Here is a 17788-nt window from a genome sequence, read left to right on the forward strand (position 1 = left end):
GGCCCCCAATTACGACTTCCGTGGCTTCTACACCTCCCTTTTGGAGCAGCACATGAAGATGGACTCCAAGTCCGTCGTCGGCGGCGCTTTCGAGCAGCTCCCCTTTATCAGAAAGTAAACTAGCCGCACACGACGGTTAAGCTCTCCTTAGAGCTAAAGTAACATTGAGCGGGCCGCCCTACTTTGACAGGGCGGCCCGCTTTTATGTATATAAGTACTGCAGTTTTCGGACATGACAGACCAGGAGAATTAGAGTATGCCAGTAACCACAATTGCAGCAGGCCGAGCGTTCACGTACGTGAGCAACATCGGCAAGATATCGCGTTCAGCCCTAGGCTTTCGCCATCCCATAGGGCTGGCCCGCGGCGCCAACGACGTCCTTTACGTTGGAAACTGGGGAGACGAGCCTCAGCCCAACTGCCGCATCACCAAGTGCGTCGTTGGGACGCAGGACTGGATAATGGACATAGGCCAGGCGGGCAGCGGAGAAGGCCAATTCCTATGGCCTGGCGGGCTGGTGGCGGATAAGAACGAAGTCCTCTATGTCACCGACCAGGCCAACAATAAGATCGTCGGGTATAGCAAGGACGGCAAATACGTGGCGCAGTGGGGCAAGGGCGGTTCGGGGGACGGGGAGTTTTCCGGTCCCAGCGGCATCGCCGTCGATAAGAACGACAACTTCTGGATAGTAGACACTCGGAACCATCGAGTGCAGAAGTTCAACAAGAGCGGTAAATTTCTGTCCAAGTTCGGCGTCCATGGAAACCTCAACGGCCAGCTAAACATGCCCTGGGGTATCGCTCTGGACAAGGACACGAATGTTTATGTAGCGGACTGGGGCAACAGCCGCGTGCAGAAGTTCAGCCCTGAAGGCAAGTACCTGATGACCTTCGGCAAACCTGGCAAGGGTAAGGGCGAGATTGACCACCCCAGCGCTGTCTTTGTTGATCAGGATGGCGACGTATACGTGGCCGACTGGGGCAACAACCGCGTGGTCATCTTCGAAGCTGATGGCACTTACCTGACTACTCTCCTAGGCGACGCCAACACCCTTTCGGTGTGGGCCAAGATGGGTGTAGACGCAAACCCTGACGTCAAGAAGGCGTTGGAACGCGCTGACCTGGAGCCTATGTGGCGCCTGTGGCGTCCCGCCGCCATTCTGGTGGACGACCAGCATCGGGTCTTCATAGCCGAGGCGCAGCACATGCGTGTCCAAATATACAAGAAGGACCCAAAGCACCAGGAAGCCCAGTTCACCCTGTAGAGCAAATCGCACGAATAAGCAGCGCCCCGACAAGTTGGGGCGCTGCACTTTCCATGGGGCAAGTTGACACCCATGCAGCGTTCCCGAATATAATGCCCCCATCTGCAGAAAAGGAGGCCACTATGGCTGAGTCATTTGTATCTTACTTTAACGGCGAATGGATACCGACGGAAGAGTGCAAAATCTCACTGGACGATCGGGGCTTCCGCCTCGGCGATGCGGTGTTTGAGGTAGACAGGACGTTCAACGGCAAAATCTTTGACCTGGACGGCCACCTAGACCGCCTCATGCGCTCCCTCAAAGTTACTCGAATAGATCCCGGGCTATCCCGACAGGAGATGGCTGATATCAGCTACGAGGTGGTGAAGCGGAACTGGGGAAAGGTCCCTCGGGGCAGCGACATGACGGTACGGCAGGTCATCACTCGAGGCCACGGCTTCAACGTAGTTGATGCCAACAACTCTAAGCAACCTACGGTGTTCATAGGCGGCGCGGCGATGAACTTCAAGCGCTACGCACACCTGTACAAAGAAGGCGCCCACGTAGTATTCGCGCGCACTCGCACATATCACCCGGACTCACTGGACCCCAAGGTCAAGCACCAGAGCCGCATGAACTTTGTGCTGGCGGACCTGGAGGCCACGGACGTTGACCCTAAAGCCTGGCCTGTGCTTCTGGATCTGGACGGGAACATTGCGGAGGGCACCGGTTTTAACTTCTGGATTGTGAAGGATGGCGTCATCAAGACAGCCGGCGACCGCGCAATTCTCCAGGGCATCTCCCGCAATGCCATCACCAAGCTGGCCAAGAACCTGGGCATTCCCATTGAGTTCGAGGACTTCCAGCTTTACGACGCCTATAACGCCGACGAGGCTTTTGTGTCCGGCACCAGCCACTGCCTGCTGCCGGTGTCGAAGCTAGACAACCGACCGCTGGACGGCCCCACACCAGGCCCCGTGGTCAAGCAGCTTCTGGCCGCCTGGAGCGAGACGGTGGGCGTGGACATCATCGGCCAAGCCAGGAAGCAGGCCGGCATAGGCAGTTAGGGCCGGCAATTAACAATCGGAGAAGGTTTATAAGGCCCTCCGAACGGTTCGGGGGGCCTTATATTGCGAAACCACTTAGAACATAGGGAGGGACCATGATTAGAAAGATGGACTTCGGAAAGACAGGCATGAAAGTAACCCAGTTGGGTTACGGGGCCCTGGAGGTCCGGGGCGTCGCGTCTGAGGACCCTCGCGCTCGAATGCCCAGCGAGGAACATGCCGGACGTATCCTTAACGCAGTGCTGGACTCCGGCATCAACTTCATCGACACCGCCTGGTGCTATGGGCGCAGCGAAGAGATGATGGGCAAGTTCATATCGAAGCGCCGCAAGGAGTACTTCCTGGCGGCCAAGACCGGCCACGGCCATTGCAGCGCCGGTAAGTACGCTTCTTACAAGAAGCAGGACTTGATCGACTGCTTCGATGAGAGCCTGCGGAACCTCAAGACTGACTACGTGGACTTCCTGCAGCTCCACAACCCTACCGCAGAGGACGTGCAGATGGAGGGCGCCATTGAGCAGATGCAGAAGTTCAAGCAGCAGGGCAAGGCGCGATTCATCGGCGCGTCCAGCGTGATACCGCACCTGGACAAGCACCTGGCTACCGGCGCGTGGCAGGGTTTCCAGCTCCCATACTCGGCGCTGGAGCCTGAGCACCACGACATGCTGACCAAACTGTCCAAGGCCGGCTGCGGGACGGTTATTCGCGGCGGGGTGGCGAAGGGGGAGCCGGAGTCCAAGGCGGCGCTGGAGGCCCGGCGGTTCAGCGTCGGCGGGAAGCGATGGGACATCTTCGAGCAGACGAAGCTGGACGAGCTTAGGGGCGAGGGCGAGAGCCGGACCGCCTTCCTGCTGCGTTTCACCATGTCCCACCCCCATGTGCACACAACGATTGTCGGCACGCAGAACCCGGACCACCTGAAGGAGAACGTGGCCGCCGCTGAGAAGGGGCCGCTACCCAAGAAGACCTACGATGAGGCGAAAAAGCGCCTGGCTAATATAGGGCTGAAGCACGGCGGGTAGACTCTAGACTTTTGACTATATGAGGGCCGTCCGCCGAGACGGACGGCCCTTTACTTTTAGGAAATCTTCAGCACTTTTACATCCACCCCAGTGAGCACCGCCAGCACAGGCTCAACCAACTCCTCAGCCCGCTTTTTTAACGCTAAGCGGTCTAGAGTCCCTACTGGATGCGTTGTGTATATCGTTGGGAACTCGGGGGCGCCCCACATTTTAGCCATGGCCTGGCCGGTAGTGCGAAAGCGGTCGGTGCAGATGACCGCGGCCGGTATTCCGGCCTTTTCCACATGAATCCCATCGTGCACACTGCACGCGCTGCAGGACCCTCAATCGCCGATGGCGACGATGGCGAAGTCGCACTTTTTCGCCATGTCGGTTACAGCCTTGGGGTCGGCGGGTTTGGAGGCGGAGGGCTTGCGATGGTACATCTCCAAACGCACTTCATATCGGCCCTTCAGAAGCGCCGCCAGGTCTTCCAGAAGCTCTTTGGCGTTGGTCTTGCTGTCGTCAATCATGCCTAGCCGCTTGCCCCGCAGGTCGCGAAGCCTGGGCGCGCCTTTGAAGCTGGCTGACATGGGCTGCGTAGTAGGGTCTACCAACAGATACTTTCCCATCTTTTGTGCGCCTCCTATCGGGCGGAGCGTTTGATAACTTTGGTAACCGCCACCGACGAAACCTTTGGCCCCCAGCTAGGAATCACCGCCATGTGGGAGACCTCTTCGCCGCCAGCGTACACCACCAGTATATCCTCCGGTGAGGCCACCAGCGGCAGATACTTTGACTCGTCTCCAGCCTGCACCGGGCCGGGCAGCCCGCCCGCGCGTTTGATGTCCGCAGCGGAGCGCCGCAGCCTGGGGTGGAGACTACGGCAGACATCGTCCTTACTCCAGCCCTTCCATACCTGGCTGTCGCCGGCGAAGATCACCGCTACCTGACCCTGCCTGATGAGTGACGACGAAGTATCGCCCACGGAGCCTGAGGTGGACATGGAGGAGCCGAGGGTGGATATGGTGTCGGCGGCGGCGTAGAGCATAGTTTCGGGGTCTGGGGTCGCCCGCACCTGTCTTGGCCCTTCCGCGGCGAAGACGGTCACAGCGCTTTCATCCCTCTTGAATCCCCGCTCCACGTGGAGGGGAGTCCAATGGGTCTGGGCCTCGTTTTCTCCGATGCAGTAGCTATACTTGCCTGGATGCCCCAGGACGGTGCGGTCGAAGAGGCCGGGGACGGCGGCGCAGGTGTTCATTAAAATCAATCGCACCGCTCTTCCGATGGTGGCGTTGGCGCGGTTGCCCGGGCCGAAGAGATTGTTACGAGAGTTGATGTCCAACTCTTTTACTATCGGCCCGTTGACGATGACCAGAATACCCGCGCCGCCCAGGCTGGATGAGGGGCCGATGAGGTTAAAGGCGGGGTCCAGGATGGCCTCACACACAGCCAGCACGACGGGAAAGTATTCCGGCTTGCACCCGGCCATGATGGCGTTGGCGGCGACCTTGCCCACCGTAACCTCGCGGCGGCGCTCCGCCAGGAGGCCTATCACTTCATCGGCGGGCCTGGCCGCATAGGCTAGAAACTCTTCCACCCTTTCCACCGTCGGAGGCACGACGGGTAGACCATCGGTCCAGCCCAAGGCATAACACCGCTCGATGGCGTCCACCGCGTCTTTCCATTCGGTCTCAAGGGTATTCAACAATTTAAACCAGCCCCTCCTGTGCCTGAGTATCAACCTCCCTCGCCAGCCTGCCCACCCGCCCGCGTTATTGGCGCTCGCCAATACTTTCTGGTCAAGTCCTGCTCAAGGAACTATATGCGCGATCAGCGCTCGCGCCCCGTAGCCATCTATCACTTCTACAACATGTTTCCCGGGGCCTGCTGTCACGGGAACTTGGAAGGTGAACTTTATTTCGCCGTTCGAAAGGGTCACCGACGTCGCCAAATGATTTGCATCGTACCACAGATACGCAGTGGTGTTTGGGTGTAGACCCTCAATGACAATGGTCACCTGGCTGCCAGCCTGGCTGGACTGTTGGTCAATAAATATCGTTGTTCCTGCAGTAGGAGCTACGTGTCCGTAAGAAGGAGTGGGCGTGACGGTGCCGACGAACGGAGTTGGGGTCGGTGCGGGCGTTGGGGTAGGGATTAAGGTTGTCGGCGTAACAGGCGTAGGTGTCACGAAGACCCAGGGAGTTGGGGCATTAGGATTTACCCCGGATGAGCAGTAGTAATACGGGTTCAGGTCCTGGGCTGGATCGTTGGTGAGGGGCTCTAAATACCCTGGAGGAGATGAGGGATTTGACGCGTCCGCTAGCCATATGTTGTTATTGCGAGGTATGTTTACACCAGGTACATCTCTATCGGAGACAAAAGCAATGAATCTGCCATTCTCCACCCATACGGGGTCGAAATCGTTATTTAGAGAGTTGGCCCAAAGCGAATACAAATGATTGCCGGCGGAATCCATGACCGCAATATCGCCCGCCATTGTACTAACAAATGGCGGCGTCCCGACGGGCTCTGCTGAATAGGCGATCTTGGTGCCATCGGGAGACCAGGCGGGATAATCATCGTGGAGGTGGTCATTTTTTGTTAACTGGACTATTCTACCCTTGGCAACGTCCAAGACGTAGATATCAAAATCGCCGTCCCTATTAGACGCGAAGGCCATCTTGGTTCCGTCCGGTGACCAGGCTGGCCTTGAGTCCTGGCCCGGATCATTAGTAAGACGGCCCACTTGACGATTAGTCCCTATATGCATCACATAGATTTCTGCGTTGCCGTCACGAAGAGAGGTGAATGCCGCCCAGTTCCCGGCACAAGACACCGCGACCTCCCCATCAAAACCCCGCGAATTGGTTACGTTGATATCTTGTCAGTTACAACCATTACAATTTCCTGTGCCAAATCGGTGAATTTCGGTATCTCCACTGTTATTCGATTGGTAATACCCGCCATTGAAATGCGAATCACTGGGAGGATGAGTACCCATACCCGAGACTGTGCGCTGTGCGCCCGCCCACAGATCAATTTGGTACAACAACCTCCCCAGCGAATGTCGGTCGGAATCGAAAACAAGGGGAAGATTAAGATAGGCTACGGGCTGGGGAGTAGCTACGGCCGTGGCTGTTGGTTCCGCCACAGCGGACTTCTGCGCCTTTTGATTACAGGCAAAGGACAGAATTGTCACAAGAAGCACAAGGATTAATAAATACCAGGGCCTCATGGTGGCCTCTCAACTCAGTGTATTTTGTCAGAGAAGTATATGAATGTGAGCATAAAAAGTACAGGAGGCTATTACTGGACGTATAAAGGATTACGACGAGGGGATAATGCTGGGTAATTCTCATCCCTTTGACAGGAAGATAATAGGCTCATTGACACCGCCTTCCCTTTTTGATGCAATAGCCCCACTTTCCGACCGAACCTAACCAACGCATCCTTAAGGGAGGCGCTTCATGCTAGAACCAGACCGCTTTGACTATTCGCCTATCTTTGACCGTCCTGCTATCAAGTGGCCCAACAATGCTCGAGTGGCCTTGTGGGTGTCCCCCAACATGGAACACTATGAGTACCTGCCGCCCAAGGCCGACTGGCGCAACCAGTGGCCTCGTACTCCCCACCCCGATGTCTCCGGCTATGCCCACAAAGACTACGGCAACCGCGTGGCTTTCTGGCGCATGCTGGAGGTCATGGACGCGCACAAAATCCGATGCACGGTGTCGTTGAACGAGGCCGTGCTGGAGCACTTTCCGGACATCACCAAGGCCATGGTGAAGCGGGACTACGACTACATGTCCCACGGCATCTACAACACTCGCTTCCTCAACAAGCTGACCCTGGACGAAGAACGCGCCTTCTACAAGGACTGCATCGACACGCTAAAGAAGCACACCGGCAAGCAGCTCAAGGGCATGTTGACCCCCGCCATATCGCCCACCGAGGCCACGCCGGACCTGATGGCCGAGGCTGGCCTTATCTACCACGCCGACTGGTTCCACGACGATCAACCTTTCCCTCTGAAGGTCAAGAGCGGCCGCCTCATATCGATGCCCTACGCTATCGACATCAACGACGGCACGTACAATCGGTTTGGCTGCACGCCCGAGTACTGGTACCAGAGCCTCAAAAACCAGTTCGATATCGTCTATGAAGAAGGCGCCGAGAGCGGGCGGACGATATGCCTGTCGCTGCACCCGTACATCATCGCCGCGCCCAGCCGCATCAAGTACCTGGACGCTATCCTGGACTACATTTTGTCCCACGCGGGGGTGTGGAACACCACGGGTGACGAGATAGCGCAGTACTATATGGACAACTACCACGACATGATGGTGAAGCACCTGAAGAGCAAGAAATCGCCCGTGGCCGAGCGCGCCGCTTAGGGTAGGTGATGCTAGTTATCCCGAGCTGAATATGGGAAGAGAAGGGATGAGGCTAGTGGCAGGTGACATTGATAAAGGATTGTAGAGCTAGTGTTTCACCCTCTCTTCTATTCTCCCCCATCAAGGGGGAGAAGAGGTAAAAGAAGGCATACATATGATAAGCGTCATCTCAATTAGCAACAGCCGTCATTAAGGCAAGAAGGGATTTTCTTGGTAGTGGTCAATCCCTCCCACATGCATCTAATCTCAATTAGCTCCAAGCTCCTAAGGAGAGAAGACAATGCCCGCAGAGAGAAAGCCCGGACTGGACAACCCGTATTTCGATTGGTCGCCGATTGCGACGAGGCCCAAGCTGACGTGGCCTGGGAACGCGCGGGTGGCGCTGTTCCTTGTCTTGAGCGTAGAGCACTGGCAGTGGAAGCTGCCGCCGGAAGGATATAAATCGCCGGAGCTGCCGGGGGGCGTGTCGGGGGCGGGGAGACCTTTCCCGGACGTTATCACGTACTCGATGCGCGAGTATGGGCATAGAGTGGGCATATTCCGGCTGATGAAGCTGCTGGACAAGTACGGGTTCAAGGCGACCGTTGCAATAGACTCCTCTATAGCCGGCAACTATCCATACCTGATTAACGAGTGCAAGAAGCGAGGATATGAGTTCATTGCCCACGGGGTGGCGGTGAACCAGATGGTCAGCGCCAAGATGTCGGAGTCGGAGGAGAGGGAGCATTTGAAGACATCCATAGACACCGTCGCCAAGGCCACGGGGTCGAAGCCGCTAGGATGGCTGGGGGCGGAGTACGGGGAGTCGGAGCGGACTAACGCTATCCTGGCAGAGATGGGCATCAAGTACAACCTGGACTGGCCCAACGACGACCAGCCTTACGCGATGAAGGCGCCCAAGGGGGAGATGTACAGCCTGCCGCTGTCCATGGACCTGGACGACACTTTCAACCACTGGTACAAGCGGGTCCACTACGACATCTACACCCAGATGATCAAGGACAGCTTCGACGTGCTGTATCGAGAGGGCGAGAAGAGCGGCCGAGTCCTGGGCATCAACCTCCACCCCTGGCTCTCCGGCCAGCCCTTCCGCTACAAGCTGCTGGACGAGGCGCTGGGGTACATCGCGGGTCGGGAGGGGGTGTGGTCGGCGACGGGGAGCGAGATTATGGAGTGGCATAAGAAGCAGACGAAGAGGTAGAGTGGCGGGGCTGGATGCCCCTTCTATCGGAGGCTGAGAGGCGGTGCTAGAATACCGCCAAACCTTAGATAGGAGTCAGCCATGCCTGCCCATTTCAATCGAGGCGCCACGTTTAGCGAGGCGCCGCAGCTTCCCGACGACCCGCTAATCGAATTGCTGGCGCAGACCAACGCCAAAGTCGAGCAGTTCGACCTGTCGCCGGACGGCAAGAAGCTGGCCTACGTCTCCGCCGAAAGCGGCGGATATGACATCTACACCTGCGACATCGACGGGAAGAACAAGAAGCGCATCGTCGCCATGTACCCGGAAGAGGCGCTGGGGCCGTCGTGGTCGCCGGACGGGCAGTGGATCGCGTATTACTGCCGGGGGAACGCCTTCAAGGTGCGGGCGGACGGCTCCGAGCCGCCGATAAACCTGACGTATGGCAACGGGCCGTCGGGCGGGCACGAGTTCCTGAGGTGGTCGCCGGACGGGAAGCGCATATTTTTCATCCGGCCGGGGGCCAACGGATTTATGCAAGTCGCCTCGGTGCCCACCGATATCCCCAACGGGAAGATACGAGTCAGATACGTCACTGACGACGAGGCGAACTCGACGGACGTGTGGGTGTCGCCGGACGGGAAGTGGGTCACGTTCATGTCGGACAGGTCGGGGCACGCGGACTTCAAGCGGATGGACTGCTGGATTGCGCCGTCGGAGGGTGGCGAGGCCGTCAACATGACGCCGAACACCTACGAGCACTATGACTACCGGCCTAGGTGGTCGCCGGACGGGAAGAAGCTGGTGTTCACCAGCGACCGCAACAACTGGCGGAAGGTGGGGGTTATCGATGTCGCGACGAAGAAGACCACGTTCCTGACCGGCGGCGAGTACGACGAGTACAACCCGCAGTACTCACCGGACGGGCAGTGGATTGCGTACGTGGCGAATATGGGATGGAACTTCCAGCTTATGAAGGTGAGGGCGGACGGGTCGGGGAAGCCGGTGCAGCTGACCAATAAGCCCGGCGTGCACGGAGGCATCACCGCCTACCAGGCGCGGGGGTCTTTCAGGTGGACGCCGGACTCGAAGAGCATTGTGTTCACGTACATGGACCACAAGCGTTGCTCCGACCTGTGGATGATATCCGCGGAGGGCGGCGAGGCGAAGCAGATCACAGACCACATGCCGTCGAAGCTGAAGGACTTCGCTTTTGTGGAGCCTAAGCTTATCAAATACAAGAGCAAGGATGGCCTGGAGGTGCCGGCGTGGCTGTATAGACCTAACGGAGCGGGCGATAAGAAGACGCCGCTGGTCATATATAATCGCGCCAACACCAAGGGGCTGCACGTTAACGGGTTCTACCCTATCATCCAGTACTGGCTGCATAGAGGATACTCGGTGGTGTGCCCGCAGGTGAGGGGCAGCGGCGGACTGGGCAAGCAGTACGAGTTCCTGAACTACGGCGACTGGGGCGGCGGGGACGTGGACGACTTCGCGTATTCGGCGTACAGGCTCATCGAGCAGGGGCTGGTGGACAAGGACAAGGTGGTGCAGCAGGGCGGGTCGACGGGCGGGTTCTTCACCTTCGTAACGGTGTATCGGTACCCGGACTTGCTGAAGGCTGCGGTGCCCTTCTACGGGTCGACGGACTTAATACACTCGTACCGGATGAAGACGGGGGCATCGAAGCCGGTGCATGGGGATGTGGTGGCGGGAGACAGGGGCGGACCGGACATGGCGCCGGAGCACTGGATGGGCCGGTCTATCTTCTACAACGTCGATAAGGTGAAGACGCCGCTATTGGTGTTCTGGGGAGACCGGGACGGGGTGCGGATATCCATGATGGATGACCTGTTCCGCGTCTTCAAAGAAAAGGGAAAGCATATGGAGTACATCCAGTACAACGACGAGTACCACGGCTGGTACCACTGGAGGCCGGAGACGCTGGCGGACGTGATGCGGAGGATGGCGGCGCATTTCAAGAAGTTCACGGGGGTTTAAGGGGAATTAGGGGCCCGCTCTCGCTGAGGTCAGTGGGGGCGGGCCCTTTTTTGTTGGGTGATGCCTGAGACTTGGTTGTTGTCGTCAGGAGAGCAACGGCAGGTGGTCCTGATGCACGTATTGTGGGCTAGGGTTTACCGAGGGAAGGCGAGGTGACCTCGCCCCTACACAAGTTGAGGCGCTGTGTAACAAGAAGCGGGAGCGAGGTTGCGGTCAAAACAGATTCCTCGACTACGTCCCGATGAGTACATCAGGACTCCGCTCGGAATGACAAATCATTTCCATCTACAACAAGATGGAGTGTGGCAACAGTCACGGCGATGAGATTCTTCGATTGCGTCTCAGGATGACAATCCTCATTTGGAGAACCATAGGGCGATTTCTGCGCCGTATTTTTGGAGCCAGGCGTGGTTGACTTTTATGCGTTCCAGGCTTTGTTTGATAGTGCGGGCGGCGGCGGCGCAGGGGTGGGATTTGAAGAAATTGTCCACGTCATCGGCCTTGTCCAGGGCGTTGAAGCCGCCGGTGATGGAGACGAGGCGCATGAGGGCGAAGCCGCCGGCGCCGTAGCGGCGGTCGAACTCAGCCCAGTTGTCTTTGACGAATCGCCAGGAGGGGTCCTGGCCGCGGCGGTTGGCGGCTATGGAGACCACGATGGAGACGGTGTCCTGGACTCGGACCTCGCTGGAGAGAGTTAAGTCTAGATGGCGCTGTATGAGGTTGGGCTGACGGAAGCGGGCCATGGCGCGGAGGAAGCGGAGTTTCTCCTCGTGGAGCTGGGCGGCGCGGTACTGACCGAGCATAGCGTCATAGGTGGCGGCGTCCCCCTGCTGGGCAGTGAGGGCAAAGACGACGTCGCGGAGGTTGGGGTTGAGGGAGGAGGGGAGTGAGAGATAGTCGTCGAAGCGGCGGCGGGCCTCGCGGAGGACGGCTTTGTCGCCGTAGGCGCCGGCGCGGAGGAGGACGGTGCTGCGGAGGAGCTGGTCGAGGTGCTCCTCGTTTGGGCCAGCGTCCCAGCCGATGCGCTGGACGACATCGGAGAAGAGCTCGCGACCAAAGGCTTCGAATTGGGGCAGGTAGGGCTGCTCGGAGATAAGGCCCTCGAACTCGCGGAGGTTGGAGGCGAGATCGGCCCAGACGGAGTAGTGGCTCTCCTGCCGGTAGGCGCGAGCGAGGTCCAGGAACTTGCTGGCGGGGAGGAGGCCGGCACGGCTTAGGGCGAAGGCGTCGTTCTGGAGGCCGAGGCGGTCGGTGGCGGGGAGCTGGAGGCTTTCGACGGCCTGGCGGAGGCGGTCCCATTCGGCATTGGTATAGTTGACGCGATAGAAGCCGGTCTGGCCGGCGTTGACTTTGACCCAGTCGGCGGCGGCGATGTCTTTGATGCTGATGGTGTCGGTTTTGCGGGCCAGAAGGGTGTTGGCGGCGCTTCCCTGGCCGCGGGCAGCGATGGAAACCGGGGCTTGCCAGAGGGAACCGTTGGCATCGTCACCCAGGATGTTCTTATAGAGGAACCGCTTCTGGGAGAGGTCTACTTTGGCCTGATTAGAACGGCGAGAGACTTTAGTATCCAGGACAGGATGGCCGGTCTGCTTAATCCAGGAGTCCATGACGGGCGTTACCTGCTGGCCCGAGGCCTCTTCCAGGGCGGTCCAGAGGTCCTGGGTGCGGGCATTGCCGTACTGGTGGGCAGAGAGATAGATGTGGATGCCCTGCTGGAAAGTGTCCTCGCCGAGATAGCGCTCCAACATTCGCAGGACGGCGCCGCCCTTGTTGTAGCTGATGCTGTCGAAGATTTCGCCGATTTCGGCGGGGTTGTTGACGGGGACTTCGATGGGGTGGGAGTTGGCGAGGCTGTCGAGGGCGAGGCCGCCGTTGGTCTCCTGGTAGACGAACTGCGTCCACATATCCCACCCTGGGAAGAGGGCATCGACGGCCTTGTTGCCCATCCATGAGGCGAAGCTCTCGTTGAGCCAGAGGGCGTCCCACCATTCCATCGTCACCAGGTCGCCGAACCACATGTGGGCCATTTCATGGGCCACGACCTCGGCGATGCGCTGCTGGGTGTTGGCAGCGGAGTTTTGGGGGTCGTAGAGGAGGGCGGTCTCGCGGTAGGTGACGGCGCCCCAGTTCTCCATGGCGCCGGCGGCGAAGTCCGGGACGGCGATGTGGTCGAGCTTTTCCAGGGGGTAAGGGATGCCGAAGTAGCCGTTATAGTAGTCGAGAAGGCGGACGGCGGTGTCCAGGGCGAAGCGGCCCTGCTCTTCCTTGCCCTTGGTGGCCCAGATGCGTACCAAGGTGCCGTTGGGGGCTTTCTTCTCGACGCGGGCCATGTCGCCTACTACAAAAGCCAGGAGATAGGTGGACATCTTGGGAGTCTCGTAGAAAGTAACGGACTTCATGCCGCCGGGGAGAGGCTTCTCGCGTTCTATGAAGGTGTTGGAGATGGCGGTGAGTTCCTGGGGGATATTGAGGGTGAGTTTGAAAGTGGCCTTGGCGGCGGGCTCATCCCAGCAGGGGAAGGCGCGGCGGGCGTCGGTGGCCTCGAACTGAGTGCAGGCCATACGGCCTTCGGAGCCGTCGGCGCGGGTGTAGAGGACGCGGTAGAAGCCGTGTAGCTGGTCGTTAAGGATGCCGGTGAATCGCATTTTGAGGGTGGCAGTGCCTTTGGGGAGGTCGCGTGGGAAGGTGAGGGTGGCGGTCTCGGAATGTTCATCTACGATAATGGACTGGGCTTTTACAGAGACGCCGTCCTTGCCCTTAACGGAGGCGCCGGCGATTTTCAGTTCAATGGCGTTGAGTTTGATTACGCTGGCGGGCTTATCGATGACGAGGTCTACAGATGCTTCGCCTTCGAAGGTGAAGTTGTCGAGGTTGGGGGTGAGGGCTAGGTTGTAGCGGAGTGGTCTGACGTCGGAGGGAAGGCGGTAGGTTGTGGGGGACTGCATGTGGTCTCCTTTAAGGTGGGGGCGGGGGCCTTAAAGGATAAGTTTACAATCGAGGGATGGCATACGCCAAGGATGCGAGGTAAGGGGGGTATGGGGTGTGGAAATGGGCGGGATGGGAAGGCGTCGACGACGATATGAGGGGTAATGTCAGCGGACGGGATGCTGAGGTTTCTCGACTACGCTCGAAATGACGTATATCGCTACCCTGCCACACCAAAGGACGCTTGCATTGGGCGGTAAAGCCGCTAGATTAGACTCCTATGACCGCTATCAATGAGCCGATAGTGCACGCAGCGTCGAGGAGGGGGCAGAGGTGGGTGATTGGCGGGCTGCTGGCGCTGTTCAACCTGGTTTACGGGGTCAACTTTGCCGCCGTGGGGCCGATTCTACCGCTGATTCGGGACGACTACGGGGTGAGCCGGGGGCAGGCGGGGCTGCTGGTGACGCTGGTGATTGTGCTGCACGGGGTGTGCATTCTTCCCGGGGCTATCCTGGCCAGCCGGGTGTCACTGAAGCCGTACGTGGGGGCGCTGTGGGTGCTGTGCGGCTGCATGGCACTGACGTCGGCGCTGGACAGCTTTGGGGCGGCGCTGGGGCTGAGGGCGGTGTTTGGGGTGGCGTTCGCGCTGTTGTTCCCGGCTACGGCGCCTATACTCATGCGGACGTTTAGCAGTCGGGAGATGCCGGTAGTGAACGGGGTGATAGCGTCAGCGTTCACGGCGGGGAATATGCTGGGGACGTTCCTGGCGGCACCGATAGCATTGCAAATCGGGTGGCAGGACACGCTGTCGCTGATGGGGGTGGTGATGGTGGCGGGGGGATTGGCATGGCTGGCGCTGGCGAGGGTACCGTCGTCGGGCGAGGCGAAGGCTGGGGCGTTGTCGTTGAAGGGGTTGGGGTCGGCGCTGAAGAACCGGGTGACGTTGCTGATGGGGTTTGCGGACGGGGCGTCCTACGCGCAGTACGCGGCGCTGGTGACGTGGCTGCCGACGTTCTATAACCAGGAGCGGGGGATGTCGCTGACGGAGGCGGGGTTCATTGTGGGGCTTGTGCCACTGACGGGGCTGGTGGGAACGCTGGGAGGCGGGTTCCTGAGCGCGAGGGTGGGGCTTCGACGGCCCTTCTTCATCGTGCCCGGGTGCATTCTGGGGCTGGCAGGGTTTGGGACGTTCCTATTCGACAGCGACGCGCTGACGGTGGCGTCGCTGCTGGTGCTGGGGGTGGCGAGCTATGCCTACTTCCCGGTGATGCTGACGGTGCCGATGGAGGTGAAGGGGGCGACGGAGTCGTCGGTGGCGGTGAGCTGGTCGATTATCTACATGATGGCGAATGGGATGGCGATGACGTCGCCGGTGGCGGTGGGGTATATGACGGACGCGATGGGGTCTTACGCACCGTCGTTTTCAGTGTGGGCGGGGCTGGCGTTCGGGTTATTGGTGGTGGGGGTGCTATTGCCGGAGACGGGGCCGGGGAGGAGGGCCTCCCGCGCGGCCCAGGGGACGGGATGAGGAAGGGGAAGATAGGGAAGGACGAGGTGACCTCGCCCCTACATTGTTGGCGGACGGGATAGAGATAATAACGGGGCGCGACAGCGGACACGTCGATTAGATCCTTCGCTGGCGCTCAGGATGACAAAGAGAAGCGTGGGTGGTCAGCATCAAGCGTAATGGTGGCGGGCGGCACGTTGAGGTATCTCCACCCATTCGACTACGCTCAGGGCATGCTTCAGTCGAAATGACGTTACCGCCACCTAGCTGCGGATGTTGAAAAGGGTTGTGTGGCCTCTGTTCTCGGTGGGGGAGTTGGCGTAGGGGTAGTTGTCGAAGGAGATGACCTCACCGGCTTGCATGACCATGGTCATTTTGCGGAGGGCTTTCATGTCTTTTAGGGGGTCGTTGTCCACCACCAGGAGGTCGGCTTCCAGGCCGGGCTTGATGGCGCCGACCAGGCCTTCGATGCCCATGCATCGGGCGGCTTCGTAGGTGGAGGTCTTGATGATGTCCATGTTGCTCATGCCGGCCTCCGCGTGGAGCTCCAGGCCGAGGGTGTATTCGCCGAAGATCTGGATGGCGTCGGTGCCGGAGACGATTTTGATGCCGTCCTTCCACATGCGTCCGACGAACTCGAGCTGACTTTCGCACTTGGCCTTGAGGCCGTCGAGGCGCTTCATATCGGCGGCGGACAAAGGGGATTCGGCCTGCCTGGCGAGGAGGACCTCGCGCTGCCGGTAGCCGGTCTGGACGGTGGGGCAGACGTAGACGCCCTGCTTGGCGATGCGCTCACCGATGCGGGGGTAGTACTTATAGGTGCCATCTGGTTCCAGGAAGCCAGCGTGCTCGATCATGTCGACGCCGGCGTCCAGGGCGTTTTCCAGGCTCTTTGTGGCAAGGCAGTGGGCGGTGGTCTTCTTGCCGAGGTTGTGGGCCTCGTCCACGATGGCGCGAAGCTCCTCAACGGAATAGGAGGGCTTGCGGTTGTCTGTGATGGCGGTTCCGCCGCCGGAGGCCATGATTTTGATATGGTCGGCCCCGTCCTTGACGAGGGCGCGGACGGCGGCGCGGACGCCATCGGTCCCGTCGGCCTCCTGGTTGCACCACCAGAAGTGGCCGCCGGTGAGGGTGACGGGCCGGCCGCAGAGGTAGAGTCGTGGAGACTTGAGATAGCCGCGACGCCAGCCCTCTCGAAGGTTGAAGGTGATCTTGTTTCGGGCACCGTTCTCTCGAAGGGTGGTGACGCCGCACCGGAGGTGGACGCCGGCGTTGCGGGCGGCGCGGAGGAGCATAATGTCGTCGGAGTCGTTGAACATCACATCCTCGTAAGTGGCGCCATAGACACCGTAGATGAGGTGGATGTGGGTATCGACGAAGCCAGGGAGCAGATAGCTGCTGGAGTAGTCCAGGGTGCGGATGTGGGGGCCTTCCGGCACGGGCTTGCCTGCGGGGACGACCTCTTTAATTTTGGTCTTTTCTATGACCACGGAGGCGTTGGCGAGGGGACGGCTGCTGATGCCGTCGATGACGGCCTTGGCCTTGATGACGGTGGTCTGGGGTATGTACTGCATGGCGCTCCTCCGGGGTACTGTGGATGGGCGCCATTTTAGGGGATGGGGGGAGGTTTGTCAGCAGGGAGGGGCGGCGTTCCGTCCCCTGATGGCAGGTTGGTACCCTACCGCCCCGATACATTGGGGCGGCATAGGCTTCCTCGGCGGCTTTGCAGCGTATACTGAGACGGCTGCATGGCATAAGCTTACCAACAAGTTGAAGACTATATGCCTGAAAAGTTGTGTATATTGTTCCCATCAGCAGGCTTTGTTGGGCATTACCTTGGAGGTGAGGATATGAAGGGGAAGACTAGAGAGGACCGAAGCACGGCGGAGACGAGGGATGTGATTGAGCGGTTTAATGAGGCGTTCAACAGGCATGACGTGGACGGGGTGATGGCGCTGATGACGGAGGACTGTGTGTTCGAGAGCACGAACCCGCCGCCGGATGGGCCTCGGTATGAGGGGCAGGAGGAGGTGAGGGCGTTTTGGGAGAAGTTTTTCAAGTCGTCGCCCGACGCGCGATTTGAGACGGAGGAGATGTTCGCGGCGGGGGACCGGTGTGTGGTGCGGTGGGTGGATGTGTTTCGGGTGGGGGATGGGAAGGTGGCGGAGAAGCTGTCTTATGTAAAGGGGTAGGAGACAGAGAGACCACCATCTCGCCACGAAAAGTCTTCAACCTTTGATCCTATCTACGTTAAACGAGTAATGTACAACACCTTCCTGGTCATGAGCGGGATACCATCCCCTTAATCCCCTTCCCCGACTGCATCGGGACTGAGTACAGCCTGCTGGAAGGGGAAGAGATAAAAGGATCACCTCATCACCCCCCTTCGACAAGCTCAGGGCAGGCTCTATCCCCCCCCCTTCTCCTTTGCAATAGGAGAAGGGGGGGGGCAGAAAAGACCCCT

General features: G+C 59.3%; 14 protein-coding genes. 8 read left to right on the forward strand and 6 right to left on the reverse strand.

The features are described from left to right. Positions 1-256 precede the first annotated feature (256 nt). The 3 genes from FJ320_11030 to FJ320_11040 all read left to right on the forward strand — a co-directional run bounded on the left by FJ320_11030 (position 257) and on the right by FJ320_11040 (position 3332). A complete protein-coding gene (locus FJ320_11030) occupies positions 257-1264 on the forward strand; it encodes a 6-bladed beta-propeller (GenBank protein ID MBM3926490.1) in 1008 nt (335 codons plus the stop codon). Positions 1265-1317: 53 nt separating this feature from the next. After that, positions 1318-2310 carry a hypothetical protein gene (locus FJ320_11035; protein ID MBM3926491.1) on the forward strand — a complete coding sequence of 331 codons (993 nt, stop codon included), beginning with the start codon at positions 1318-1320 and terminating at the stop codon, positions 2308-2310. Between the two features lie 107 nt (positions 2311-2417). Continuing rightward, positions 2418-3332: an aldo/keto reductase gene (locus FJ320_11040; GenBank protein MBM3926492.1), complete on the forward strand. Its 915-nt coding sequence runs from the start codon at positions 2418-2420 to the stop codon at positions 3330-3332. 56 nt (positions 3333-3388) lie between these two features. Here the strand turns inward: FJ320_11040 and FJ320_11045 are convergent, their stop codons facing one another. The 4 genes from FJ320_11045 to FJ320_11060 form a co-directional block, all read right to left on the reverse strand. Beyond that, positions 3389-3616 carry a hypothetical protein gene (locus FJ320_11045; protein ID MBM3926493.1) on the reverse strand — a complete coding sequence of 76 codons (228 nt, stop codon included), beginning with the start codon at positions 3614-3616 and terminating at the stop codon, positions 3389-3391. 39 nt (positions 3617-3655) lie between these two features. Beyond that, on the reverse strand, positions 3656-3943 hold the full coding sequence (locus FJ320_11050) for a hypothetical protein (protein MBM3926494.1): 288 nt from the start codon (positions 3941-3943) through the stop codon (positions 3656-3658). Positions 3944-3957: 14 nt separating this feature from the next. Beyond that, positions 3958-5022, reverse strand: coding sequence for a hypothetical protein (locus FJ320_11055; protein ID MBM3926495.1), 1065 nt, complete (start codon positions 5020-5022; stop codon positions 3958-3960). A gap of 102 nt (positions 5023-5124) precedes the next feature. After that, positions 5125-6150 carry a hypothetical protein gene (locus tag FJ320_11060; protein ID MBM3926496.1) on the reverse strand — a complete coding sequence of 342 codons (1026 nt, stop codon included), beginning with the start codon at positions 6148-6150 and terminating at the stop codon, positions 5125-5127. A gap of 631 nt (positions 6151-6781) precedes the next feature. Here FJ320_11060 and FJ320_11065 point away from each other — a divergent pair. The 3 genes from FJ320_11065 to FJ320_11075 all read left to right on the forward strand — a co-directional run bounded on the left by FJ320_11065 (position 6782) and on the right by FJ320_11075 (position 10892). Next, positions 6782-7708 (forward strand): polysaccharide deacetylase, encoded by a 927-nt coding sequence (locus FJ320_11065; GenBank protein MBM3926497.1) that lies wholly within the window; start codon positions 6782-6784, stop codon positions 7706-7708. Positions 7709-7988: 280 nt separating this feature from the next. After that, positions 7989-8909: a polysaccharide deacetylase gene (locus FJ320_11070; protein MBM3926498.1), complete on the forward strand. Its 921-nt coding sequence runs from the start codon at positions 7989-7991 to the stop codon at positions 8907-8909. An 81-nt stretch (positions 8910-8990) separates the two neighbouring features. After that, positions 8991-10892, forward strand: a complete 1902-nt coding sequence (locus FJ320_11075) for a S9 family peptidase (protein MBM3926499.1) — start codon at positions 8991-8993, stop codon at positions 10890-10892. A gap of 356 nt (positions 10893-11248) precedes the next feature. Here the strand turns inward: FJ320_11075 and FJ320_11080 are convergent, their stop codons facing one another. Beyond that, positions 11249-13837 carry a M1 family metallopeptidase gene (locus FJ320_11080; GenBank protein ID MBM3926500.1) on the reverse strand — a complete coding sequence of 863 codons (2589 nt, stop codon included), beginning with the start codon at positions 13835-13837 and terminating at the stop codon, positions 11249-11251. A 260-nt stretch (positions 13838-14097) separates the two neighbouring features. Between FJ320_11080 and FJ320_11085 the strand changes: the two genes are divergently transcribed. Beyond that, positions 14098-15345 (forward strand): MFS transporter, encoded by a 1248-nt coding sequence (locus tag FJ320_11085; GenBank protein ID MBM3926501.1) that lies wholly within the window; start codon positions 14098-14100, stop codon positions 15343-15345. Between the two features lie 242 nt (positions 15346-15587). On the opposite strand, the gene FJ320_11090 is transcribed toward FJ320_11085, so the two are convergent. Then, positions 15588-16898: an amidohydrolase family protein gene (locus tag FJ320_11090; protein ID MBM3926502.1), complete on the reverse strand. Its 1311-nt coding sequence runs from the start codon at positions 16896-16898 to the stop codon at positions 15588-15590. Between the two features lie 276 nt (positions 16899-17174). Here FJ320_11090 and FJ320_11095 point away from each other — a divergent pair, with 276 nt between their 5' ends. Next, positions 17175-17516 (forward strand): nuclear transport factor 2 family protein, encoded by a 342-nt coding sequence (locus tag FJ320_11095; protein MBM3926503.1) that lies wholly within the window; start codon positions 17175-17177, stop codon positions 17514-17516. Positions 17517-17788 lie beyond the last annotated feature (272 nt).

It is taken from the genome of SAR202 cluster bacterium (assembly GCA_016872285.1).
GTDB lineage: Bacteria > Chloroflexota > Dehalococcoidia > Lucifugimonadales.

Coding starts and splice junctions, on each gene's coding strand:
- FJ320_11080 (MBM3926500.1), bottom strand. CDS start 13,837: ATGCAGTCCCCCACAACCTACCGCCTTCCCTCCGACGTCAGACCACTC.
- FJ320_11090 (MBM3926502.1), bottom strand. CDS start 16,898: ATGCAGTACATACCCCAGACCACCGTCATCAAGGCCAAGGCCGTCATC.
- FJ320_11075 (MBM3926499.1), top strand. CDS start 8,991: ATGCCTGCCCATTTCAATCGAGGCGCCACGTTTAGCGAGGCGCCGCAG.
- FJ320_11085 (MBM3926501.1), top strand. CDS start 14,098: ATGACCGCTATCAATGAGCCGATAGTGCACGCAGCGTCGAGGAGGGGG.
- FJ320_11070 (MBM3926498.1), top strand. CDS start 7,989: ATGCCCGCAGAGAGAAAGCCCGGACTGGACAACCCGTATTTCGATTGG.
- FJ320_11050 (MBM3926494.1), bottom strand. CDS start 3,943: ATGGGAAAGTATCTGTTGGTAGACCCTACTACGCAGCCCATGTCAGCC.
- FJ320_11065 (MBM3926497.1), top strand. CDS start 6,782: ATGCTAGAACCAGACCGCTTTGACTATTCGCCTATCTTTGACCGTCCT.
- FJ320_11040 (MBM3926492.1), top strand. CDS start 2,418: ATGGACTTCGGAAAGACAGGCATGAAAGTAACCCAGTTGGGTTACGGG.
- FJ320_11030 (MBM3926490.1), top strand. CDS start 257: ATGCCAGTAACCACAATTGCAGCAGGCCGAGCGTTCACGTACGTGAGC.
- FJ320_11095 (MBM3926503.1), top strand. CDS start 17,175: ATGAAGGGGAAGACTAGAGAGGACCGAAGCACGGCGGAGACGAGGGAT.
- FJ320_11035 (MBM3926491.1), top strand. CDS start 1,318: ATGGGGCAAGTTGACACCCATGCAGCGTTCCCGAATATAATGCCCCCA.